This is a genomic window from Ectothiorhodospira sp. BSL-9 (genome assembly GCF_001632845.1).
Taxonomy (GTDB): domain Bacteria; phylum Pseudomonadota; class Gammaproteobacteria; order Ectothiorhodospirales; family Ectothiorhodospiraceae; genus Ectothiorhodospira.
This window is the reverse complement of sequence record NZ_CP011994.1, coordinates 3,128,741-3,150,410: the sequence shown is the minus strand read 5'-3', so window position 1 is coordinate 3,150,410 and position 21,670 is coordinate 3,128,741. Positions and strand designations below refer to the sequence as shown.

Here is a 21,670-nt window from a genome sequence, read left to right as displayed (position 1 = left end):
TTCAAGGAGGTGTTCGGTCATCCGCCGGTCACGCTCATGTGTCTGAGGATCACCGGCTTGACGCTCAGATCGAAGGTATGTCCCTGTGGCTTGATCTGCATCGCGTCGATGATGGCCTGGGTCAGCGCCCGTGAATCCCCGGGGTGCTCACGCACCACACGGCGCAGATCCACCGAGTGCTCCTGGCCCAGGCACAGCAGCAGGCGTCCCTCGGCGGTCAGCCGCACCCGATTGCAGTCCCCGCAGAAATTGTGACTGTGGGGTGAGATGAAACCCACCCGGGTGGGGCCATCGCCCAGACGGAAATAGCGGGACGGGCCGCCCGTGGACTCGGTGGTGGGGATCAGCGGGTAGTGCGCCTCGATATCGGCTCGTACCCGATCGCTGGAATAGAACACTTCGGCCCGGTCGTGATCCGGATTCATGCCCAGGGGCATTTCCTCGATAAAGCTGATATCCATGCCCCGGTCACGACAGAAGTCCACCAGATCGATGATCTCATCCTCATTACGCCCCTTGAGGATCACACTGTTGATCTTCACCCGCTCCATGCCCGCCTCGCGGGCTGCATCAATGCCATCCAGCACCCTTTGCAGGTCGCCCACCCGGGTGATGCGCCGAAAGCGCTCCGGCCGCAGGCTATCCAGGCTGATATTGATGCGTCGGACGCCTGCGGCCCGCAGCGCCGGGGCGTGACGGGCGAGCTGGGAGCCATTGGTGGTCAGGGTGAGTTCCTCAAGGCCGGGGAGGTTGCCCAGCCCCCGGAACAGACTGGTGACACCCCGCCGTATCAGGGGTTCGCCACCGGTGATGCGGATCTTGTCCACGCCCAGTGCCACAAAGGCCTGGGCGATCTGCTGGATCTCTTCCAGCGTGAGTACCTGGGTTCGGGGCAGGAACTGCATGTCTTCGCTCATGCAGTACACGCAGCGAAAATCGCAGCGATCGGTAATGGAAATCCGCAGGTAGTTCACGCGGCGTCCAAACCGGTCGACGAGGGCAGGTGAGGGTGTTGGACTCATGAGGCGCGGTCCTCCAGCGGGGTGGGCATCCTGGGTGAGTGCGCGGCGGCGGGGAGCGTGGCAGCCAACGAACGATGCTCTTGAGGTGTATTGATGTTGGTGAAGGCCCGGGCGCAGTGAGAGAAGTCGGCCAGGGCCGCGTGATGGCGCTGGCACCAGATCCGGGCCTTGCGTTCGCCGGCGCTCAGAAAGCCCTCAAGGTCCGGCAGCAGCGACTGGTGCACCAGGGCAAAGACGGGCTGCGGGCGTTCACCGTCATGGGCGATGGCCAGCCTTCCACCCTGAGCCTGGAGCGCCTGAGACAGTCGTTGCAGCAGGTCGTTGGGAAGCTGTGGGCAATCGCAGGGGGCGGTGAGTATCCAGGGTGTGGCGGCGGCACCCAGCGCCGCGGCGATGCCCGCCAGGGGGCCGGCAAAGCCGGGTTGGGTGTCGGCCACGACGGGGGCACCGAAGCTTGCGTAGGCATCTGCATGGCGATTGGCGCTGATGATGAGCGTGTCCACCTGAGGCGAGAGCCTGTCCATGACCCAACGCACCATGGGTTGTCCGGCGAGATCCACAAGGCCCTTGTCGCGTCCGCCCATGCGCGCGCCCCGGCCACCGGCCAGGATGACGCCGGTGACGGAGGCTGGGTCTGGGGCTGTGGGCGCGAGTGGGGTCATAAGGTTATATCGGAGTGTAACCCGATCGGGCGGAGTTGAGTAACCGCAACTTTGAATGGAGTGAGTGCCCTCCGCGCCCCCTCATCCCCGGCCCTTCTCCCCGGCGGGGAGAAGGGAGTTTGATGCTGAGCCCGCCTTTTACTGAATCAACAATAGCCACAAGGGCAAGGTGATGGCCGCTACCAGGGTGTGCGTGGCGATCAGGGCGGCCACGATCTGCCCGTCACCCCCCATGCGTACCGCGAGGATATAGGCCGAGGACGCGGTGGGCAGGGCGGCCAGGACCAGGGCAGCGGCCAGATAGACACCGCTGACACCGAAGAACATGGCGGCGCCCACGGCGATGGCAGGTACGGCGATCAGCTTGACCACGGTGAGATAGACAATGGCCGGGGCATGCCGGCCCACACCCGCCAGCCGCAGACCGGCCCCCACGGCAATCAGCCCCAGGGGCAGGGCGGCCTCACCCAGAAAGCCCAGGGTGGTGTCGATCATCGTGGGCAGAGGCCAGCCAGTGATGGACCAGGCCAGGCCGGCAAAGGTGGAGAGCACCAGGGGGTTGCGGGCCAGTTCCCGCAGCAGGCCGTGATTGCCATGCCGGGCCAGGGCCCACACGGCACCTACATTGGCCAGGGGCACCATGAAGCCGGTCAGGATGGCGAACACGGCCACGCCCTCGGCCCCATGCAGTCCGCCGAGAATGGCAAAGCCGATATACGAGTTGAAACGGAAGCCGCACTGGAATGCGGAGGCAAATTCCCGCTGGCCAAGGCGCATCCATCGCTGCCCCAGATAGCCCAGTGCCATGCCGGCCAGCATGAAGATGAACCCGGTGTAGATCATCCCGGCGGCGCTCTGGAGCTCCAGCGGGTGCCGGGCCAGGGAGCCAAACAGCAACGCCGGGAAGAGGATGTAGTAGATCAGCCATTCCAGGTCGGACCAGAAGCCCTGGTTGAAGCCGGCATGTCGTTTCAGCAGGAAGCCCAGAACGATCAGGGCAAAGGTGGGGATGAGGATCTGCAGTGTGGTCATGAGGCAAGGATATCGGCAATGTGCCGCCACGGGTCAGCGGCATGGATCGCCCCCGATGACGGGGGCTGGCAGGGCCGGTCAGGGCCTGTCATGTGGGAGCGGCGCCAGGCCGCGAAGGCCTTGAACAGGTCTTAGAAGCTCACTTCAACCGCCTGATCTCCCGGGGCCTCGATGCCACGGCGCAGCAGCAGCGTGCCACTCTGGCGATAGAGTTCGGTCAGGGCCTGGCGATGACGGATGATCGCTTCAGCCTCGTCCAGCTGGCTCTCCAGCAGATCCCGCTGGGCCTGGGACAGGGCCAGGGCGGTGCCGGTGCCCACGCGGAAACGGGCCTGCTCGCCCCGCAAGACCTCCTCCTGAAGCTCGCGGGTGAGCTGCGTTGCCTGAATCTGTTCGCGGGTGCGGCTGGCCTCGAACCAGGCATTTTGTACATCCAGGGCAGTGAGTTGCTGCAGGTTGCCCAGGGCCTCCAGGGCCTGCTGACGACTCAGGCCCGCCCGTTGGGCGTCGGCCCGGGCTGCCCGATTACCGATGGGATATTCCAGTTGCAGACCTACGCTGTAGTCATAACCCGGGCCATCCACTTCCCGCCAGGCATCGCCAAAGGCAGAGGCATAGCCGCTCTGACCCAGGGTGACGAACAGATCCAGGCGGGGCAGCAGGCCCTGGCGGGTGCGGATCACTTCCAGCTCACCCCGCTGTACCCGCAGGCGCGCCTCGTTGAGGGCAGGGCGCAGTTCCCTGGCCAGTTCCATATGGTCGCCCACCGGTTCCAGGGCGGGTACCTGTGGATCAGGTTCGTCCAGGGGGGTGACCTGTGTGCCCCAGTGGGCCACGGGCGGGTTGATGAGCTGCAGCAGACGAATGCGTGTCTGGGCCCGCTGCGAGCGGGCATCGATCAGGCCCTGACGGCGCAGGGCTTCCTCGGCACGGGCGGAGATTTCCTCGCTCTCGGGCCGGTCACCCACGCGGATGCGCTGACGGGTCTCTTCCAGCTGCTGACCCGCCACCGCCAGGGATTCCTCGAAGATCTGGGTGCGGCGACTGGCCAGGACGTAGTCCCAGTAGGCGGTTTCCACGTCGGCCACCAGGGACTCGGTGAATCCCCGGAACTCGTACAGGGAGCTTTGTGTGTCCACCCGAGCCTGACGCAGACTGGCCAGGTTGGAATCGATGCGGGCACCGCGTAGCAGGGCCTGGGTGAGGGTGAGGCCGGCACGGGAGGTGAACTGTTCCTCGGTCCGGTCTGAGTCGGCGCGCACGGTGCGCAGTGACAGTTCGATGTCGGTACCGGTGGGCAGACTCTGGCGCAGACCGGCCTCGGCACGATCCCGCTGAGAGCGGGTGACCTCATCCGGTCGCTCTACCACTTCGGTGAACTGCCTTACCGTCTCGTCCTCGGAAAGCCGTACCTCCCCAAACACCACGGGATCGAACACCGCGCGTTCCACCGCCTCGAAGGTACCGGTGATCAATGGCTGCAACTGCTCCATGGTGAGGGAACGGTTGTTCTGCAGGGCCATGAAGACAGCGTTCTCCACCGACAACTCCAACTGCCCGGATGCCACCTGTCCAGGGCCGGGTGACCAGGCCTGAGGTGCGTGTGGCTGAGGAGCACCCTCGGGCAGGGTGTCGGGTGCCGGACCCCAGGCATCCAGACGCTCTTCCAGCCAGGGCGGGGTGGGCAGGTCATCAGCCTGAGCCTGGGTGGCAGGCAACAGCATCAGACCGGAGAGGGCCAGGGCCAGGAGGGCGCGGCGCGGGACTGTGGTTGGGGACATCATGTCGACCTGATCGGGTTGGCAGCGGGAGCGCCCGCCTCTTCTCGGTGGAACAGCGTATAGAGTACCGGCATCAGCAGCAGCGTGATCAGCGTGGAACTGAACAACCCGCCGATCACCGCCCGGGCCATGGGTGCCTGGGCCTCGCCGCCCTCACCGATGCCGATGGCCAGCGGGATCAGGGCCAGGATGGTGGTCAGCGAGGTCATCAGGATGGGCCGCAGGCGCCGCCGGGCCGCCTCGCGCACGGCAGCATGGGGCGTCATGCCCTGGCTGCGGTGCAGCCTTGCACTTTGATCCACCAGCAGGATGGCGTTATTCACCGAGATGCCCACCAGCATGATGATACCAATCAGGGACTGGGCGTTCAGGGTGGTGCCCGTGGCCAGCAGCATCGCCACCACGCCGATCAGGGCCAGGGGCACGGAGAACATCACGATGAAAGGATCCCGCAGGGATTCATACAGACTGGCCATCACCATGTACACCAGGGCCACGGCCATGAGCAGGGCCAGGCCCAGTTCCGCGAACGCCCGTTGCTGTTCCTCCACGTCCCCGCCGAAGGTGATGTCCACATTGCGGGGCAGGGGCATATCCGCCAGTTCCGCCCGCACGTCGGCCACGATGGAACCCAGGTCCCGGTCGGCGGTGTTGGCAAACACCTCGTTGATGCGCTGCTGTTCCTTGCGTTCGATCTGCAAGGGAGCGATCGACGGCTCCAGGTCCACCAGGTGGCGCAGGCTCACCGGCTCTCCGTCGCGGCCAGGCACGGTGATATTGAGCACCTCCTCAATGGTCATGTGCTCGGCATCCCGCAGTTGTACCCAGATGCGGGTTTCCGTGCTGCGATCCCGGAACTGACCGGCACTACCGCCGCTCAGGGCGGTTTCCAGGGTGCGTGCCACCTGGGCAACGCTCACGCCCAGGTCGGCGGCGCGGGTGCGATTGATGCGCACCAACTGTTGTTCGCGACCCTCCTCGCGAGCCAGGCGCACGTCGGTGATGCCTTCGATCCGCTCCAGTCGTCTCTCCAGCTCGGCAGCCACCTGGTCGATGGTTTCCAGGTCGAATCCGCGTACCTCCAGGCTCAGGCTCTCATCGTTACCCCCACCGCCGATACGGCCCATCATCATGCCGCGGCTGGGGCGCACCCGAATGGTGGCGCCGGGCATGTCGCCCAGTTGGCGGCGCAGATCGGCCGCGATCTGGTCGGTGCTGCGGCTGCGTTGATCCTGGGATACCAGGGAGATACGCAGCGAGGCAGTGGAAGGCGAGGTGGAACGGAACGTGGACCCACCCACGCTGGTGACCAGGTTGTCCACCTCGGGAACATGCGCCTTCAGCACATCTTCCATGCGGCGTACGGCCTGGTCCAGGATCTCCAGACGGGTGCCGGGCTCCATCTCGATGCTGACCCGCAGTTCCCCCTCATCGGTGGCGGGCATGAATTCGGTGCCCAGGCGCGGGATGAGGGCCAATGCCAGCACGAACAGGCTCAGTGCCAGCACGATCACCGTCCAGCGATGGGCCAGCACGGCATCCAGCAGTCGCAGATAACCCGTTTCAATGCGCTGGACGATGCCGCCGGCCACGGCTGCGGCGCGTTGGGTCAGCGGGTTGCCCGGGCGTTCGCTCACGGTGCCCTTGCGCCCCATGAGCATGGGCACCAGGGTCAGGGCCACCAGCAGGGAGCAGAACAGGGCGAAGGCCACCACGAAGGCCAGCTGCTTGAACAGCACGCCAGCCATCTCCTGGGCAAAGAACATGGGCAGGAAGATGGCCAGCGTGGTCAGGGTGCTGGCGGTGATGGCCGCGGCCACATCGGATGTACCTTCGGTGGCGGCCTGTGCAGCGGGCAGTCCGTCCTCGGTGCGGCGTCGGGCGATGTTTTCGATCACCACGATGGCATTGTCCACCATCAGGCCCACCCCCAGGGCCAGGCCGCCGAGGGTCATCAGGTTGAGGGTGAAGCCGCCGAAGTAGATCAGGCCGAAGGTGGCGATCACCGAGACCGGGATGGCCGTGGCAGCCACCAGGGTGAAACGCAGATGGCGCAGGAAGAACAGCAGCACCAGAACGGCCAGGCTGCCGCCATAGAGGATGGAGCGGCCCACATTGGCAATGGAGCGTTCAATGAAGCGGGAGCTGTCGATGGCCGCCACGATATCCAGCTGCGGATTCTCCCGGTTGAGGCGCGCGATCTCTGCGCGCACCGCTTCGGCCACCTGCACGGTATTGGCATCGGCCTGCTTGCGCACGGCCAGACGCACCCCGGGAGTATCGTTGATACGGATCAGGCGGGTGATGCGCTGGTGGGTGTCGCGCACCTGAGCTACCTGATGCAGGTAGATCGGAGAACCATCCCGGGTGGCGACGACAGTGCCACGGATCTGGTCCAGATTTTCGAACTCCCCCGGGGTCTGCAGGCGCAGATCCATGCGGCCCCGCACAATCTCGCCGGCCGGCACCGTCACGTTGGCCTCACGCAGTGCCTGACGGATGTCCTCCAGATCCAGCTTCAGGGACTGCAGCCTGTCCTGGTCCACTTCCACCCGGATCTCCCGTTCCAGGCCGCCCCAGACGTCCACGGCCGCCACGCCGGGCACCCGCTCCAGGCGGGTGCGGATACGGTCATCAATGAGTTGACGCAGTTCGATGGGGTCCAGCTCGGCGGCCACGCCGATGAGCATCACCGGCAGGTCCGAACTGTCGAAGCGACGCACCCTGGGGCGGTCGGCCTCCTCGGGAAGGGCATTGACGATACGATCGAGACGGTCGCGCACCTCGTTGGTGGCGTCGTCCAGGTTGGTGCCCCAGGTAAAGGAAATCCGAACGGTGCTGGAACCCTCGGATGAGGTGGACGTGACTTCCTCCACGCCCGGGACGGCCGAAACGGCTTCCTCCACGGGCCGGGTGATCAGTTGTTCAATTTCCTCCGGGCCGGCATTTTCATAGGTGGTCATCACCGAAATGGTGGGAAAGGTGATGTCCGGCATCAGATCGATGGGCAGGCGGAACAGGGACATGAGCCCCAGGGTGACCACAATGGCTGTCACCATGGAGGTGAATATGGGGCGAGGGACGGTAAAGCTAGCGGGATTCATCAGCGTGCGCCCTCGGCACGTGCCTCGCCTTCATCGGCGATACGCAGCCGCACACCATCACTGAGCAGATGCTGTCCCAGGGTAACCACCCGACCACTGATCTCGGGATCGGTGATTTGCACCTTACCGGCTTCCTCAATGCCGGTGCTGACGGCCACGAACCGGGCAATGGGGCCATTGTCTGCTTCTTCCACCTGGAAGACGCCGCGCTGGCCGTCCCGTTCGAGCACCGCATCAATGGGCACCACAGTCACGTCTTCCACAGTGCGGGTGCTGATCCTGGCCTCCACGAACATGCCGGGCCGCAGGCGTTGGTCGAGGTTGGGCACCTGGATTTCCACCCGGGCCTGACGGGAAGCCTCACGGAACTCGGGGGCGACGCGGGTCACCTGACCTTCAAAGGTCTCGCCGGGATGGGCAACGGTGGAAAGCTGAGCCGACTGGCCGGGCGCCAGACGGGCGTAATCCCGTTCGGTGACGAACACCCGGGCACGCAGGGGTTGCAGATTCACCAGCGCCAGGATGGGGGTGTTGGCCTGCAGGATGCTGCCCTGATCCACCATGCGATCGGCCACCAGCCACTGGCCTTCACCGTTCTCCAGTCCGGCCTGGATGCGGGTGTACTCCAGACGGATCTGGGCATTGCGCAGGGCCGCCTGGCGCTGGGCGATCTGGGATCGGGCCAGGGTGACGCCCGCTTGCCGGGCCTCCACGTCGGTTTCCGCCGAATCCAGTTCGGACTGAGAGGCCACCCGCTGTTCCCGTAGATCCCGGGTGCGATCCAGGGCGCGCTGTGCCGAGGTCAGTGCCGCCTGGGCTTCGAGTAGATTGGCATTGGCCACCGCCAGTTCGGCGCGGGCCTGCTCCATTTCCTGCTGGAACGCGTCATCGTCCAGTTCTGCCAGCAACTGTCCCGGCTCCACCCGATCGCCAATGTCCACATGCAGACGCTCCAGACGCCCGGCCACGCGCGTAGCCACCTCCACCCGGTGAGCCGCCACCAGGGAGCCGGTGAAGAACGCACGGTCCGTCAGATCAGCGCGCGTGACGGTATCCACGCTCACGGCCACAGCCCCCTGGCCGGCGCCCGGGCCAGGCCCGGTGTCGGAATCGGATCCGGTTCCCCACCAGATGAGCACCGCCACCAGGATCAATGCCGGGGCGATCAGGATCGGGAGTCGTTTCATCGGGTCTTGTCCATGGCCGGAAGGGCGGGGTCGTGTGGGCTTGAACGGTGGCTGATCCAGGCCATGGATGCCACGCCGGGTGGCAGCCACAAAGGCCTCGAAAGGGGTAAACGCATGACGCTGCCATTCGTTGACAGCGAATTCGCCGACAGGGTGTGCAGTGATCTGCCCTGCGGATAGACACCATCGGTGGGCGCGGGTTTCATGCACCGGCCACGCGGGCGACGTTTGTCATGCAGCGGGCGCAGTATACTCAGTCCAGACCGGCAGACGCCATCCGGCCCGGCCCCCATTGCGACCGGCATCATAGTAGAATCCGCGCTCCCGCTGCCTGTTTCCACGTCATCCACGAGGGTCCCCCCGCCACCATGACCGCCCGTTCCACCGGTTTCCGGCTTGAGCGTCTGCCCTACCCGGGGGATGGGGCGCGGCTGTTTCAGGTGTTGGCGGATCGACCCTGGGCGGTATTTCTGGACAGCGGTGGCACCGCCGGTCAGCGCGGGCGCTACGATATCCTGGCCGCCGACCCCTTCGTCACAGTGGTCACCCGGGGCGGCGTGACGCGAATCCAGGAACGCAGTGGCGTGCGCGAAAGCGGGGACGATCCGCTGCGCCTGGTGGCGGACTGCCTGGGGCCGCGATTGCCGCCGGTGAGTGGTCTGCCCTTCGCAGGGGGCGCCCTGGGTTATTTTGCCTATGACCTGGCGCGTCGGTTTGAACACCTGCCATCGCTGGCCCAGGATGGCGAGAACCTGCCGGAGATGGCGGTGGGCATCCATGACTGGGCGGTGGTGGTGGATCATCAGGAACAAACCGCCTGGCTGGTGGGGCGCGGACTGGATCCCCATACGGCCCGAATCTGGCCGGAGTTGCTGCGTATGCTATCCAAGGCCGGCCGGGGACGGATGCGGTCGGGATTCAGGCTGCGTGGCGAGTTGCAGTCCAATATGTCACGGCAGGATTATCAGGCCCGCTTCGCCCGGGTGCAGGCCTTCATCCGCGATGGAGACTGTTATCAGGTGAACCTGGCGCAACGCTTCAGTGCCCTGGCTCAGGGGGATGCCTGGAGTAGCTACCAGCGCCTCAGGGACATCAGCCCGGCGCCCTTCGGGGCCTTTCTCAAATTGCCCGAGGCCAGCATCCTGAGTAATTCGCCAGAGCGATTTCTGGAGGTGCGCGCCGGCGAGGTGAGCACCCGTCCCATCAAGGGGACCCGCCCCCGGGGCGCCAACCGTATCGCCGACCAGACGCAGCGGGCGCAACTGGCCTCCAGTTCCAAGGATCGGGCCGAGAATGTGATGATCGTGGATCTGCTGCGCAACGACCTGGGCAAGAGCTGCGCCATTGGCAGCGTGACTGTGCCGGAACTCTTCAGTGTGGAAACCTATGCCACGGTGCATCACCTGGTGAGTGCGGTGAGCGGCCGCCTGGCGGCGGGGCGTGATGCGCTGGATCTGTTGCGGGGATGTTTTCCCGGAGGGTCCATCACCGGGGCGCCCAAGCTTCGAGCCATGGAGATCATCGAGGCCCTGGAGCCGCATCGGCGTGGGGTGTACTGCGGGGCCATCGGTTATGTGGGGTTTGATGGCGACATGGACACCAGTATTGCCATCCGCACCCTGGTGAACAGCCATGGGCAGGTCCGGTTCTGGGCCGGCGGGGGCATCACCTCAGGCTCCGATGGCGAGGATGAGTACCAGGAGACCCTGCACAAGGCCAGCGCCATGATGAGCCTGTTGCGTGGACCCGCGGGGTGATCACGGCGCGGGGGATTAAGGGCGGGGCATTAAGGAATGCCCGCTGGCGGCCGATAAGATGGATAACCGCTGGCCGATACCGGATGACCCAGGGCTTCAACAAGAGACGTCAAAATGCTGAATAATATAACGATCCAGGCAAGGCTGATTCTGTTCGCGGTGGTGGGGCTGACGGCCGTGGGGCTGGTATTCCTGCTGGTGTCCTATCACAGCATGTCCAATACCTCCCGTCAGTTGGTGGATCACAGCCTGCTGGTGAAGGCGGAGGGGGACCTACGGGCCGCCCGGGTGTATCTGGCGCAGTATTACGGCAGCGTTGGGGTCTCCAATGGGCGACTGGTGGATGCGGGTGGCGAACCCCTGGAAGGGCGTCACGAGATGGCCGATGCCATCAGCCGGGATCTGGGGATCGTGTTCACCATCTTTGGTCGCGATGGCAACCAGTTTCCCCGGGTGATCACCAGCGTGACCCGTCCCGATGGCAGGCGTGCGGTGGGCACACCCTTGGGCCGCGACACGCCCGCCTACGCATCGGTGATTCAGGGTGAACGCTACACCGGTGTTTCCGAGATCGTGGGGGTACCCCATCTGACATCCTATGAACCCCTGTTCAACGAACGCAATCAGGTTATCGGCATCATGGGACTGGGTATCCCCAAGGAACAGGCCGATACCATCGTGGCCCGGGGTGTCACCGAGCTGGTGGGCGGGATGCTGGTTGCTCTGATGATGGTCCTGGTTGTGGGTGTCGTGGGTGCGGTGTTCTTTTCCCGCATGATCGTGGGGCCCATCCGCGAGGCGGCACATACCCTGCGTGACATCGCCGATGGCGGCGGGGACCTGACGCAGCGACTCGTGGTGAAGGGCAGAAACGAGGTGGCCGACCTGGCAGAGGGTTTCAACCGCTTTGCCGACCGGGTACATGAGCTGGTGCGCCAGGTGGGTTCGGCCACGGCGCAGCTTTCCTCGGCGGCAGAACAGCTCTCCACTACCTCGGAGGAAACTCGCGAGCAGGTGAAGCGGCAGCACTCGGAGACGGATCAGGTGGCCACGGCCATGAACGAGATGACGGCAACGGTGCAGGAGGTGGCCCGCAATGCCTCCCACGCGGCCCAGTCCGCCCAGGAGACCCAGCAGGAAACCACCACGGGGAGTCAGGTGGTGAGGGAGACCATTGCCTCCATCGAGGAGTTGGCTCATGAGGTGGAGAACGCCTCTGAGGTGATTACCCGTCTGTCCGCCGACAGCGACGAGATCGGCAAGGTGCTGGATGTGATCCGTGGCATTGCCGAGCAGACCAACCTGCTGGCCCTGAATGCCGCCATCGAGGCGGCCCGTGCCGGTGAACAGGGCCGCGGCTTCGCGGTGGTAGCCGATGAAGTGCGTACACTCGCCAGCCGTACCCAGAGTTCCACCACCGAGATCCAGGACATGATCGAGCGGTTGCAAAGTGGCGCCAGCGGGGCAGTGCGCGTGATGGAACAGGGTCGCACCAAGGCCAAGGACAGTGTGTCCAAGGCCGCCAAGGCCGGTCAGTCACTGGACTCCATCAATCATTCCATCGTCAGCATCAACGACATGAATGCGCAGATCGCCAGCGCCGCCGAGGAGCAGTCAGCCGTGGCCGAGGAGATCAACCGCAACATCAGTACCATTAGTCACTCGGTGGATCAGACTTCCAATGGCGCCCAGGAAATCGCTGCCGCCAGCGAGCAACTGGCGCGACTGGCAGCGGATTTGCAGAATCGGGTGTCGGGTTATCAGGTGTAGGATTGCGGGGACTTACCCACGGTCCCCTTCGTCCAGCAACTGCTCGGTTAACGTCTCCAACGCCTGAGCGCGTGGCTTCGACTCCACGCCATCAGCCCGCTCATTCAACCGTGACCAGCGGGGATAGAGCCGCGCCTTGCGCACCGGGGCAGGCAACTTGCCCCGGCGCCAGGTGTTATCCGTGGGGGTGTTGAGTTCCAGGGCCTTTTCGGCACCATGGCCACGACGCGACAGGGCCCGGGCCAGCTGCCGTTGGCGCAGGGCCAGCAGGCGCAGCGTGGCGTCATTGACCCTCAGTTCCCGTTGCCCCCGCATGCGCTGACCCAGGCGCCGACCCAGGCCGACGCCGTTGCCCATGAGCGCACCGGCGGTGGCGCCCACAGCGGTGCCCGCACCCAGGGTAGTGCCCAGGGCCATCACGTCGATGGCCAGCCCGATGGCTCCGCCGACCGCTGCCCCCTCACTGCTACGCAGCCCGTAATGACGCAAGGCCTCGGTGGTGAACAGATCCATGCCCCACTGACCATCCTCCAGCGGTAGCTGGGTGGCCAGATAATCGCTGGCGCGAAAGCGATACAGGCTGAGCAGGGCATCCACACAATCCTGCTCCCGTCTGCGGATGAGACGCTGCAGTTCTTCCATGCCGGCCTCCGTGTCCTTGGGTTCGAGCGACACCAGCAAGGTACAGGCGGCAATGTCCAGCAGCATGTCGGCGACACTCTCTGCCGCGGCCCGCTCCAGCCATTGAGCCTCCCGGGTACGGGCCTCCATGAGGCGGCCCAGCGGTTCCCTGTAGGCGTCCAGCAGGCTGCGCAGCTTTTCGTGCAGGCGCAGTTCCCCCTGCAGGTCATAGACCACCGAGTCGAAGGTGATCACGGCATGCAGGCCCAGGTTGGCCAGGGTCTCCCGCCACTGTGGCTCACGGTTGTCCTGGGACGCGACGAAGTTCAGCACGGGGATCAGCGGTCTTGCGCACAGGCCCAGCACGGCCAGTTCGTCCCGGTATTTGCCCAGTACCGGTTCACGAGCATCAATGACATACAGGCCCACATCGCTGCTGCGCAGTTGGCGCAGTACCTTGCTCTCCTGCTCAAAGCGGCCATTGGCCTCGGGGGCCTGCAAAAACCGCTCCAGCGCTTCGGCCCCGGCGTGGCGATCCTGTGGGCCGGTCTCCAGCCAGTCCAGGATGCCGGAGGCATCCTCAAGGCCGGGGGTATCGAACAGGGCCATGACCGGCCCGCCGTCCACCAGAATCTCCGTGCCCTCCACGTGTCGTGTGGTGGCCGGAGCGTCGCACACCTCGCCAAAATCCGTGTCTCGGGATAGGGTGCGCAGCAGGGAGGTCTTGCCGGTGTTGGTGTGGCCGACCACGGCCACCTGCAATAGCGGGCTCATGACGCGTGATCCTTGGTATGGTCGAAGGCATCCAGCAGGATTTGGGCATCCCGATGATCGGCCTGGGCCGGGTCATCGGGCAACAGGCGATCCAGACAGGCCCTTTCCGACAATGCTTGCCAGGCGCGATACCGGGCCTCCAGGTCGATCTCCCGGCCCCGGGCGATACTGGCCTCGTCCAGCAGCAGCCAGACGGGGGCGGTGGTGCGGGAACGCAGATCTGCCAGGAAGCCTTCGGTACTGCGATCCGGGGTGCGGGCCAGGGAGCAGACCACCACCACCACCGAGGGTATGGGATCCTGCGCCGCCAGCGCCGCCAGGATGTCGCGGCGGGTATGGCGATCGTCCACCTGGCCCAGGGGGATGCACCGGGGATGGCGCGTGTTCTGGATCCAGTGATCCCGGGCGTGCTCCAGTTCGAAGCCTACCAGGGCCATGGGGGTGCTGGTGTCTTGCGTGTCCCGACGCGCCTGGGGGCGTGCCCTGGGGGGAGTGGGGCGGGTGGTGGATCGATCACTCCGAGGCGATGGTGGTCAGGTTGCAGGCGTGGGGCCAGGCGTGCATATCCCGGAGCCGTGAGATCCACGTGGGTGCGGGCCGCGGAACGGCGCGCCAGGCCAAGGCAGAGCAGGCCGAGCAGCACACGGGGTAACAGCCCGTAAAAAAGCAGGCTGCCCAGCAAAAAGCCCGACCAGGCAATGCGGCCGTCGGCACCCTCACCGACGCCCAGGCGGCTGGCGCGGATCAATTCCTCGTCGGGTACCGGGATGCCCACCCAGGCGGGCAGGGTGCCCAGGGTATGGATCAGGGTGATGAAATGGGCTTCGCTGAGCAGGGTGGTTCCCCAGGCGAAATCATACTGGCGCACGCTCAGGCTCCAGATGCACATGAGCAGGGCGCCGGCGCCGAAGGCGGCCCATAGCAGATGGGTCACGGCACCCGCCGACCAGCGGGCCAGTCCGCCCCGGCCCAGCAGGTTGAGCAGGGCGCGCACCGCCAGTTCATGGGCCCGGGCGCGGGACAGCCACCGAGCCAGGCCGCCACCCGCCCCCAGCACCCCATACCCCAGGAGTCCGCCGCCGGCTCGGGGCATCAGCAGCATGACCAGCAGCCACAGCAGCAGCATCAGGGTTTGTACGCCCAGAAGGCTGCCCAGGGTCCAGAAGATGTTGATACGCGAGGCATCGTCCATCAGTGGCGCGCCCAGAGAAGCACCGGCAGCGCCCACGCCCAGCAGGCCGGCCAGCAGCAATGCCAGTATGCCCATCCATGTGCCCAGGCGGCTCACCCCCTGCAGGGCATCCTTGACCTGTTCTCCCAGGCGGGTGGCAGCGGCCCGGGCCAGCACCCGGGCCTCCAGATCACCAGAGGTCTCGCGACCCACCTTCCAGGCCATGGCGTCATCAATGACACGGCCCTCGCGATCCTCGTGGATGCGCACCGCCTCGGCGACGAGGCGCTGTCGAAAAAGGGGCTGGCGGGGCACGTCTGGCTGGGTCTGGGTTGGCTTGTCCATGGCGTGGTCACTATAAGGCGCGTGCTGGTCTGCGCCAACCGGGCGAGCCCAGGGGCCTTGGGCCGGTCAGGCGGCCTGGCACACTGGCTGGTGCTCGGGCGAGACGGTAAAGTGGATGGCGCCAGAGGCGAGCAGGGCGTGTGTTCATGCCTGTAAAGCGCATGAAAAACGCGCGATTATAAAGTAAACCTTGTAAGGAATCTCATGCTTAGATGGCTCTTGATCATCCTCGGTAGTCTGTTCACGCTGGGACTCCTGGTCCTGCTGCTGGGCCCATTTTTGATCTCCAGTCAGCCCCTGAAAGGGCTGGAATCGGCCCAGGCGGTAGCCACCGAGGACAGTCGGTTCGTCACCATCCCCTTTGCAGGGACCGATGGATTGAAGCTGCATTACCTGGAGGCCGACGGTGGCAGCGAGGCGGATGCGCCTACCTTTGTTCTGCTCCATGGCTTCACCTTCAATGCCTATACCTGGAATGAGCTCCTGCCTGGCCTGGCGAAGCACGGACGGGTGGTGGCTCATGATCAGGTGCCCTATGGGCTGAGTGCCAAGCCCACCCGTGATGACTGGTCGGGGCCCAATCCCTTCACCAAGGAGGCGGCCTTGACGCATCTGCTGGCCTTCCTGGATGCCAGGGAAATCGATCAGGCCATCCTGGTGGGCAACTCCTCCGGGGCCACCCTGGCCATGGAGGCCGCTCTGGAGGCACCGGAGCGGGTCAGCGGCCTGGTCCTGATCAATCCATGGGTGTATGTGGATCGGCCCACCTTCCCGGATGCAGTGACCCAATTGCCCCAGATCCGACGTCTGAACCTGTTGCTGGCCAGACAGCTGGGCTCCCGTGGAACCCTGCTGGATCTGTCCTATCATGATCCGGAGGCCATCAGCGATGAGCGGCGCGCGCTCACCATGATTCACACCCGTGTGGAAAACTGGGATCTGGCCTGGGGTGAGCTTTTTGTGCGCGCCATGGCCAGCCCGGTGGATGTGAGTGCTCACCTGGGGGATCTTACGCAGCGCAGCCTGGTGATCATCGGGGATGAGGATCGGGTTGTACCCCCCGAGGATTCCAGGCGCGCGGCGCAGGAACTGCCCAATGCCACGGTGGCAACTATTCCCGGGTGCGGTCACGTGCCCCAGGAGGAATGTCCCGGCGCTGTACTGGAAGCGGTTGTGGAGTGGTTTTAGGCCCCCGCCGCTTGATGATCTCCACCCGTGGCGACCCCTCCCTGTCAGCGTGCAGGCGCAGCCTGAGTGCGGCCGGGGAGGGCTCCCGGGCATGTAGCGTGGGGCGATAGATGAAGCCGGTGGCGCGCCCCTGCTCCGCCGCCAGTTGCAGTCGGCGCAACTGCTGGGAGGTCAATCGTTGTGGCCAGGCCAGTGCCGCACCCACCGGGCCGGCACGCAGGATCTGCTCCATGGCCCAGAGGATCTCCGTGTCATCCTGGGGGGTGATCCACAGCAGGTGTCGAAGGTGAATGCCGGCCTGCCGAAGGGCCGGTGCGTAGGGCAGATAGGGCGGGGCCACCAGGGCCACGGCGCGCTCGCCCTGGGTGAGGGCTGCCAGGGCCGGGAGCAGCAGGGAGATCTCGCCGATGCCGTGCTGGTCCAGCAGCAGCTCCACCAGGGCCCCCTGTGGCCAGCCGCCGCCCAGACGTTGATCCAGGGCCGTATCACCGCTGGACAGGGTCGGCCTGTGATGGCCATCATGGCCGCTGCCACGCCAGATGTCCGCGCGTTGCAGCAGGCTCTCCAGGGTTGGAGTGGCGTCGCTGGTGGCCTGCGGCTCAGGCATCCTGATTACGGATGATGCCCACGCTGACGCCCTCCACGTTCAGTGCCTCCTGGCGCAAATCCACGACAATGGGTTCAAAGTCCGGGTTTTCCGGCAACAGGCGGGCAGTGTGCCCCTCCTGCTGGAAACGCTTCACGGTGACCTCGTCCTCCAGGCGGAAGACGGCGATCTGGCCGTTGCGTACCTCGGGGGTGCGATGGACGGCCAGCAGATCTCCGTCCAAGATGCCGGCACCGATCATGCTGAGCCCCTGGACCCGCAGCAGGTAATCCGGCTGTGGATTGAACAGGCGTGGGTCCAGCCGGTAGCGATCTTCAATATGCTCCTCGGCCAGGATGGGGGCCCCGGCGGCCACACGGCCCACCAGGGGCAGCCCCAGGGGTTCGCGCAGACGAATCCCGCGGGAAGTGCCCGCCAGGATATCGATGGCCCCCTTGCGGGCCAGGGTGCGTAGATGGCACTCCGCCGCGTTGGGGGACTTGAAACCAAAGGCACGCATGATTTCCTCCCGGGTGGGCGGCATGCCGCTGGTCTGCATGTAGTCGCGGATGAATGCCAGGATTTCCGCCTGCCTGGGGGTGAGCTTTTCCATACCGGTCCTCTGTTCTATATCTATGGACAGTATTTCAAGGCGGCGCGTTTGGCAAGGGGCAACACCCGGCAAAAGATCGGGTTGCTGGCGTCGCCGGCCCGCCACTTAGTAACATGATGGGTCAACTCAAGGGACGCTGCATGGATACAGTTGCTTTAACCGACGATTTCACCACTGCCCAGACCGCTGATGGACCACACATTGCCCGGGCCTGCCGTCTGCTCAAGCGCTACGATGGCCAGACGGTGGTGGACCACATCGATCTGGAGGTGCGCCCGGGGGAATGTTTCGGGTTGCTTGGGCCCAACGGGGCAGGCAAGACCACCACCCTGCGCATGATGCTGGGGCTGACACCCCCTGATGGCGGCACCTTGCATGTGCTGGGCGAGCCCATTCCCGCCAGGGCGCGTGAGGCTCGGGTACGGCTGGGTATCGTGCCCCAGTTCGATAATCTGGACCCGGATTTTACCGTACGGGAGAACCTGACGACCTATGCCGGGTACTTTGGCCTCAAGGGCGATGCGCGTCGCCAGCGCGTGGACGAACTCATTGCCTTTGCCAACCTGGGGCAACGGGAAAAAATGGGCATTGATTCCCTCTCCGGAGGGATGAAGCGTCGCCTCACCCTGGCGCGGGCGCTGATCAATCGTCCGGAACTGGTGGTGCTGGATGAGCCCACCACCGGGCTGGATCCCCAGGCCCGTCATCATATCTGGCAGTGCCTGCGGGGCCTGAAGCAGCAGGGTACAACCCTGATCCTCACCACCCATTACATGGAAGAGGCCGAACGTCTTTGTGATCGGTTGGCCATCATGGACCGGGGCCGGATCGTTGCCCAGGACAGCCCCAATGCCCTGATTGCAGAGCACATCGACCCTCATGTGCTGGAGATCAATGGCAACGCGGCCATGCGCTGGCTGGACGGTCAGACGGACGACCTGCCAGCGCGGGCCCATCGGGTGGGGGACATGGCCCTGCTGTACTGTCGTGAGGCTGCCCCCGTGCTGGAGCGCCTGGAGCGGGCCGGGCTGCGCTACCTGCATCGCCCGGCCAATCTGGAAGATGTCTTCATGAAACTCACCGGACACGAGTTGAGGGACTGAACCATGACCACTTCCCTGATTCCGCAGCTGAGCCTGCGGTTCATTCCCGTGTGGCGCCGCAATCTGCTGGTATGGCGCAAGATCATGGTGCCGTCCGTGCTGGGTAACTTCGGCGAGCCTGTGCTGTATCTGCTGGCCTTCGGCTATGGATTTGGCCAACTGGTGGGGGATCTGGGTGACCTGCCCTACATGGTCTTCCTGGCCTCGGGCATTATCTGTTCCAGCGCCATGTACACGGCCAGTTTCGAGGGCATGTATTCTGCGTACACCCGCATGTCTGAACAGAAGACCTGGGACGGCCTGCTGGGGGCGCCATTGAACCTGGACGACATTGTCCTGGGTGAGATCATGTGGGCCGCCACCAAGGCCCTGATGAGCGCCACGGCCATCCTGGTGGTGGCGGCTCTGCTGGGGCTGGTCAGCGACCTGCGGGCACTGCTGGCGCTGCCGGTGATCCTGCTGGCGGGGTTTGCCTTTGCGGCCTGCGCCATGATCGTCACGGCCCTATCACGCAGTTACGATTTCTTCCTGTACTACTTCACCCTGGCGATCACGCCCATGTTGCTGCTCTCGGGGGTGTTTTTCCCGCTGGATCAGTTGCCGGACGTGATCGTGATGCTGGCCCATCTGCTGCCGCTGGTGCATGTGGTGGAGGTGGTTCGGCCGCTGATGATCGGCGAATGGCCGGTGAATGTGCTGCTGCATCTGAGTGTGGTGGCCGCTTATGGGTTGGTGGCGTTGAGCCTGTCCACGTGGCTGCTGCGTCGTCGTTTGATGTGCTGAGCCCGTGCGCGGGTTGAACCTGACCGGGCTGAATGGGATCTCATTCAATGAATTGCTGGAGTCGATGATGACGTTGAAGGTGGGTTGTATCGGTTTGGGCATCATGGGTGGCCCCATGGCCCTGAATCTGCTCAAGGCCGGCTATGAAGTTCACGTATGGGCGCGGCGTCCCGAGGCCACGGAGGCCTTCAAGGACGCGGGTGCCCAGGTGGATACCAGTCCGGCCAAGCTGGCCCGCCAGGTGGATGTGGTGCTCACCAACGTCTCCGACACCCGGGATGTGGAGCAGGTGCTCGTGGGCAATAACGGCGTGATCGAAGGCGCCCAGCCGGGCCTGGTGGTGGTGGATCACAGCACCATCTCCCCCACGGCCAGCCGCAAACTGGCCACGGCCCTGTCAGATCGGGACGTGGACATGCTGGACGCGCCGGTCTCGGGAGGTCAGCAGGGGGCGAAGGAGGGCAGCCTGACCATCATGGTGGGCGGCAAGGCGCAGGTGCTGGAGCGGGTGCGTCCGGTGCTGGAGGTGGTGGGCAAGTCCATCACCCATGTGGGCGACCACGGGGCCGGTCAGATCACCAAGGCCTGCAATCAGCTGATTGTGGCCCAGACCATGACCGCGGTCTCCGAGGCCATCCGCCTGGCCGAGGCTGCGGGAGTGGACCCGAAGGCCATGCGCGAGGCACTGCTGGGCGGGTTGGGTTACTCCCGGGTGCTGGAGGTGCATGGCCAGCGCATGATCAATCGCTCCTACCCGCCTGGTTTCAAGACCCGGCTGCACGCCAAGGATATGGGGATCGTGCTGCAGACCGCCGCCGATCTGGGGTTGCCGCTGCCGGGTACGGCTCAGGCTGCCCAGTGGATCAACGCGGCCGTGGGACAGGGATATGGTGAAGATGATTCCGCGGTGATCGCCGAGGTATTGCGCCGCTTGACGCCGCCACCCAAAGAGACAGGAGACCACTGATGACGACCCCGGCCCCAGAGTCTTCCATCGACCCGGAAGAGGTGGCCCGCTACACGGCTCTGGCCGATTTGTGGTGGGACGATCAGGGGCCTTTCTGGGCCCTGCACACCCTGAACCGGGTACGCACCCGCTATATCCTGGAGCGGCTTTGCCATTATCTGGGGCGCGACCCGAATGCCGATCGCCCACTGGACGGTCTCACCATGCTGGATATCGGCTGCGGAGGAGGGATTCTCAGTGAGTCCATGGCAAGGCTGGGTGCTCGCGTGCACGGGGTGGACGTGACCGGCCGCAATATCGTCGTGGCGCGGATGCATGGGGAACACGCCGGGTTGCCGGTCACCTATGAGGAGGTCTCCGTGGAGACACTGGCGGGCCGTGACACCCATTACGATGTGGTGCTCAACATGGAGGTGGTGGAGCATGTGGCGGATCTGCCCGGTTTCATGCAGGCCTGCAACCGCCTGCTGCGTCCCGGGGGCTATGGCTTTATTGCCACCATCAACCGCACGGCGGCTTCCTTTGTGGCCGCCATCATTGGTGCGGAGTACATCCTGCGCTGGCTGCCCCGGGGCACCCATCAGTGGAAGCGCTTCCCCACGCCGGACGAACTCGAGGCCCTGCTCACGCCGGATGGTCTGGAGGTGATCGAACGCACGGGTGTACGGGGCAATCCGTTCAACCGCCGCATGAGTCTGGCCGGGTACATGGGGGTGAACTACATGCTCATGACGCACAAGCCCGGCCCCCGTCTATCTTGAGGCAAAATTGATGAATACCGCCGAAAACAGTTCCGTCTCTTCCAGCCCGTCGCAAAACGATGGCTTCGACGGCAGGCCCATGGTCTTCTACGATGGTGGCTGCCCCCTGTGTCGACGTGAGATCGGCCACTATCGGCGCCTGGACAAGGCTGGACGGGTCAACTGGCTTGATCTGCACAGTCATCCCGAGGAGCTGGATCGTCTGGGGGTGACCTGGGAGCAGGCCATGAAGCGGATGCATGCCTGCGACGCCGAGGGTCGGCTGACCACCGGTGCGTATGCCTTTGTCACCGTCTGGAGCGCCCTGCCAGGCTATCGCTGGCTGGCCAGGGTGGTATCGGCGATCCCCGGCGTGCTGCCGGTGATGGACTTTGGTTACGGCATCTTCGCCCGCTATCGTCGTCGGCAACCCGCGACCTGTGAGTTGCCCAAGGACTCCTGAT

At 65.0% G+C, this 21,670-nt stretch carries 17 protein-coding genes and 1 pseudogene; 8 read left to right on the top strand and 10 right to left on the bottom strand.

Going from position 1 to position 21,670, the window contains the following annotated elements:
• Nucleotides 1-17: 17 nt before the first annotated feature.
• The 6 genes from moaA to ECTOBSL9_RS14440 form a co-directional block, all read right to left on the bottom strand.
• Nucleotides 18-1,022 carry a GTP 3',8-cyclase MoaA gene (gene moaA / locus ECTOBSL9_RS14465; protein WP_063465637.1) on the bottom strand — a complete coding sequence of 335 codons (1,005 nt, stop codon included), beginning with the start codon at nt 1,020-1,022 and terminating at the stop codon, nt 18-20.
• The gene (gene mobA, locus ECTOBSL9_RS14460) at nt 1,019-1,684 is read right to left on the bottom strand and encodes a molybdenum cofactor guanylyltransferase MobA (RefSeq protein WP_063465636.1); all 666 of its coding nucleotides are present in this window, start codon (nt 1,682-1,684) and stop codon (nt 1,019-1,021) included. Before mobA ends, moaA begins: the two co-directional genes overlap by 4 nt.
• Nucleotides 1,685-1,822: 138 nt before the next feature.
• Nucleotides 1,823-2,716 carry an AEC family transporter gene (locus tag ECTOBSL9_RS14455; RefSeq protein ID WP_063465635.1) on the bottom strand — a complete coding sequence of 298 codons (894 nt, stop codon included), beginning with the start codon at nt 2,714-2,716 and terminating at the stop codon, nt 1,823-1,825.
• A gap of 131 nt (nt 2,717-2,847) precedes the next feature.
• Entirely contained in the window at nt 2,848-4,497 is a 1,650-nt protein-coding gene (locus ECTOBSL9_RS14450; protein WP_371258985.1) for a TolC family protein, read from the bottom strand.
• On the bottom strand, nt 4,497-7,601 hold the full coding sequence (locus ECTOBSL9_RS14445; RefSeq protein ID WP_063465633.1) for an efflux RND transporter permease subunit: 3,105 nt from the start codon (nt 7,599-7,601) through the stop codon (nt 4,497-4,499). The genes ECTOBSL9_RS14450 and ECTOBSL9_RS14445 overlap by 1 nt, the downstream gene beginning before the upstream one ends.
• The gene (locus ECTOBSL9_RS14440) at nt 7,601-8,788 is read right to left on the bottom strand and encodes an efflux RND transporter periplasmic adaptor subunit (RefSeq protein WP_063465632.1); all 1,188 of its coding nucleotides are present in this window, start codon (nt 8,786-8,788) and stop codon (nt 7,601-7,603) included. Before ECTOBSL9_RS14440 ends, ECTOBSL9_RS14445 begins: the two co-directional genes overlap by 1 nt.
• A 368-nt stretch (nt 8,789-9,156) precedes the next feature.
• Between ECTOBSL9_RS14440 and pabB the strand changes: the two genes are divergently transcribed.
• Entirely contained in the window at nt 9,157-10,545 is a 1,389-nt protein-coding gene (gene pabB / locus ECTOBSL9_RS14435; protein WP_063465631.1) for an aminodeoxychorismate synthase component I, read from the top strand.
• Nucleotides 10,546-10,659: 114 nt separating this feature from the next.
• Nucleotides 10,660-12,315, top strand: coding sequence for a methyl-accepting chemotaxis protein (locus tag ECTOBSL9_RS14430; protein WP_063465630.1), 1,656 nt, complete (start codon nt 10,660-10,662; stop codon nt 12,313-12,315).
• 12 nt (nt 12,316-12,327) lie between these two features.
• Here the strand turns inward: ECTOBSL9_RS14430 and ECTOBSL9_RS14425 are convergent, their stop codons facing one another.
• Both ECTOBSL9_RS14425 and ECTOBSL9_RS17895 read right to left on the bottom strand, forming a co-directional pair.
• Nucleotides 12,328-13,710, bottom strand: coding sequence for a GTPase/DUF3482 domain-containing protein (locus ECTOBSL9_RS14425; protein WP_063465629.1), 1,383 nt, complete (start codon nt 13,708-13,710; stop codon nt 12,328-12,330).
• Nucleotides 13,707-14,803: pseudogene (locus ECTOBSL9_RS17895) on the bottom strand (DUF2868 domain-containing protein). Before ECTOBSL9_RS17895 ends, ECTOBSL9_RS14425 begins: the two are co-directional and overlap by 4 nt.
• A gap of 627 nt (nt 14,804-15,430) precedes the next feature.
• Between ECTOBSL9_RS17895 and ECTOBSL9_RS14410 the strand changes: the two are divergent.
• Nucleotides 15,431-16,414 carry an alpha/beta fold hydrolase gene (locus ECTOBSL9_RS14410; protein ID WP_063465626.1) on the top strand — a complete coding sequence of 328 codons (984 nt, stop codon included), beginning with the start codon at nt 15,431-15,433 and terminating at the stop codon, nt 16,412-16,414.
• Here the strand turns inward: ECTOBSL9_RS14410 and imuA are convergent.
• The gene (gene imuA / locus ECTOBSL9_RS14405; protein WP_063465625.1) at nt 16,338-17,021 is read right to left on the bottom strand and encodes a translesion DNA synthesis-associated protein ImuA; all 684 of its coding nucleotides are present in this window, start codon (nt 17,019-17,021) and stop codon (nt 16,338-16,340) included. The two genes, ECTOBSL9_RS14410 and imuA, sit on opposite strands and share 77 nt — an antisense overlap.
• Nucleotides 17,014-17,613 (bottom strand): transcriptional repressor LexA, encoded by a 600-nt coding sequence (lexA, locus tag ECTOBSL9_RS14400; RefSeq protein WP_063465624.1) that lies wholly within the window; start codon nt 17,611-17,613, stop codon nt 17,014-17,016. The genes imuA and lexA overlap by 8 nt, the downstream gene beginning before the upstream one ends.
• 140 nt (nt 17,614-17,753) lie before the next feature.
• Here lexA and ECTOBSL9_RS14395 point away from each other — a divergent pair, with 140 nt between their 5' ends.
• The 5 genes from ECTOBSL9_RS14395 (at nt 17,754) to ECTOBSL9_RS14375 (ending at nt 21,669) form a co-directional block, all read left to right on the top strand.
• Complete coding sequence (locus ECTOBSL9_RS14395) at nt 17,754-18,716, top strand: ATP-binding cassette domain-containing protein (RefSeq protein ID WP_082829977.1); 963 nt, start codon at nt 17,754-17,756, stop codon at nt 18,714-18,716.
• A 3-nt stretch (nt 18,717-18,719) separates the two neighbouring features.
• Complete coding sequence (locus ECTOBSL9_RS14390; protein ID WP_063465623.1) at nt 18,720-19,499, top strand: ABC transporter permease; 780 nt, start codon at nt 18,720-18,722, stop codon at nt 19,497-19,499.
• Between the two features lie 67 nt (nt 19,500-19,566).
• Entirely contained in the window at nt 19,567-20,466 is a 900-nt protein-coding gene (locus ECTOBSL9_RS14385; RefSeq protein ID WP_205632052.1) for an NAD(P)-dependent oxidoreductase, read from the top strand.
• Complete coding sequence (gene ubiG, locus ECTOBSL9_RS14380) at nt 20,466-21,227, top strand: bifunctional 2-polyprenyl-6-hydroxyphenol methylase/3-demethylubiquinol 3-O-methyltransferase UbiG (protein ID WP_063465622.1); 762 nt, start codon at nt 20,466-20,468, stop codon at nt 21,225-21,227. The genes ECTOBSL9_RS14385 and ubiG overlap by 1 nt, the downstream gene beginning before the upstream one ends.
• A gap of 79 nt (nt 21,228-21,306) precedes the next feature.
• A complete protein-coding gene (locus ECTOBSL9_RS14375) occupies nt 21,307-21,669 on the top strand; it encodes a thiol-disulfide oxidoreductase DCC family protein (protein ID WP_063466231.1) in 363 nt (120 codons plus the stop codon).
• Nucleotide 21,670: the final 1 nt, after the last annotated feature.

Excerpts from the sequence above, each read along its gene's own strand:
- ECTOBSL9_RS14455 (WP_063465635.1), bottom strand. The coding sequence starts at position 2,716 with ATGACCACACTGCAGATCCTCATCCCCACCTTTGCCCTGATCGTTCTG.
- imuA (WP_063465625.1), bottom strand. The coding sequence starts at position 17,021 with ATGCCTGAGCCGCAGGCCACCAGCGACGCCACTCCAACCCTGGAGAGC.
- ECTOBSL9_RS14385 (WP_205632052.1), top strand. The coding sequence starts at position 19,567 with ATGACGTTGAAGGTGGGTTGTATCGGTTTGGGCATCATGGGTGGCCCC.
- lexA (WP_063465624.1), bottom strand. The coding sequence starts at position 17,613 with ATGGAAAAGCTCACCCCCAGGCAGGCGGAAATCCTGGCATTCATCCGC.
- ECTOBSL9_RS14440 (WP_063465632.1), bottom strand. The coding sequence starts at position 8,788 with ATGAAACGACTCCCGATCCTGATCGCCCCGGCATTGATCCTGGTGGCG.
- ECTOBSL9_RS14445 (WP_063465633.1), bottom strand. The coding sequence starts at position 7,601 with ATGAATCCCGCTAGCTTTACCGTCCCTCGCCCCATATTCACCTCCATG.
- ECTOBSL9_RS14395 (WP_082829977.1), top strand. The coding sequence starts at position 17,754 with ATGGATACAGTTGCTTTAACCGACGATTTCACCACTGCCCAGACCGCT.
- ECTOBSL9_RS14375 (WP_063466231.1), top strand. The coding sequence starts at position 21,307 with ATGGTCTTCTACGATGGTGGCTGCCCCCTGTGTCGACGTGAGATCGGC.
- ECTOBSL9_RS14425 (WP_063465629.1), bottom strand. The coding sequence starts at position 13,710 with ATGAGCCCGCTATTGCAGGTGGCCGTGGTCGGCCACACCAACACCGGC.
- ubiG (WP_063465622.1), top strand. The coding sequence starts at position 20,466 with ATGACGACCCCGGCCCCAGAGTCTTCCATCGACCCGGAAGAGGTGGCC.
- mobA (WP_063465636.1), bottom strand. The coding sequence starts at position 1,684 with ATGACCCCACTCGCGCCCACAGCCCCAGACCCAGCCTCCGTCACCGGC.
- ECTOBSL9_RS14450 (WP_371258985.1), bottom strand. The coding sequence starts at position 4,497 with ATGTCCCCAACCACAGTCCCGCGCCGCGCCCTCCTGGCCCTGGCCCTC.
- pabB (WP_063465631.1), top strand. The coding sequence starts at position 9,157 with ATGACCGCCCGTTCCACCGGTTTCCGGCTTGAGCGTCTGCCCTACCCG.
- ECTOBSL9_RS14390 (WP_063465623.1), top strand. The coding sequence starts at position 18,720 with ATGACCACTTCCCTGATTCCGCAGCTGAGCCTGCGGTTCATTCCCGTG.
- ECTOBSL9_RS14410 (WP_063465626.1), top strand. The coding sequence starts at position 15,431 with ATGCTTAGATGGCTCTTGATCATCCTCGGTAGTCTGTTCACGCTGGGA.
- ECTOBSL9_RS14430 (WP_063465630.1), top strand. The coding sequence starts at position 10,660 with ATGCTGAATAATATAACGATCCAGGCAAGGCTGATTCTGTTCGCGGTG.
- moaA (WP_063465637.1), bottom strand. The coding sequence starts at position 1,022 with ATGAGTCCAACACCCTCACCTGCCCTCGTCGACCGGTTTGGACGCCGC.